Source organism: Bradyrhizobium sp. CCBAU 11386, assembly GCF_028128955.1.
GTDB lineage: Bacteria > Pseudomonadota > Alphaproteobacteria > Rhizobiales > Xanthobacteraceae > Bradyrhizobium.
Map to the genome: position 1 here is coordinate 1 of NZ_LBKA01000071.1, position 592 is coordinate 592.

Consider the following 592-nt stretch of genomic DNA (forward strand, 5'->3'; position numbering starts at 1 on the left):
CTTGCCAATATGGCCAGGCAGGCGAAGGCTGTTCTAAAGACCGAGACGCTCGAGGCCGTTGCCGATCGCGGCTACTTCAGCAGTCCGGAGATCCTCGCCTGCCACGAGGCCGGCATCACGGTAACCCTGCCCAAGCCGCAAACGTCGGGCGCCAAGTCGGATGGACGCTTCGGCAAGCAGGACTTTGTCTATTTGCCGGAGGAAGACGCATATCGCTGTCCGGCTGGGGAGCAACTGCCGTATCGCTTTACGGGTGAGGAAGATGGCAAGCGGATAAGGCGCTACTGGACCACGGCCTGTCAAAATTGTTCGCTCAAATCTCAATGCACGACGGGGCCAGAGCGGCGGATTCCACGATGGGAGCATGAGCATTTGCTCGATGCTGTGCAGCAGCGCCTTGATGCGAACCCGCTCGCTATGCGCCAACGTCGCGAGACAGTCGAGCATCCGTTCGGCACGATGAAGGCCCGCATGGGAGCGACACACTTCCTCACTAAAACGCTCCCAAAAGTAGCCGCCGAGATGGCACTCTCGGTTCTGGCCTATAACCTGACACGGGTCATCAACATCGTCGGGATCAAGCCGCTGATCT

1 protein-coding gene is annotated in these 592 nt (G+C 59.5%); it reads left to right on the top strand.

Features of this window, described 5'->3' with window-relative positions; genetic code table 11:
* Positions 1 to 592: transposase (locus XI09_RS08420; protein WP_271566426.1), on the top strand; the 592-nt coding region annotated here is incomplete at both ends.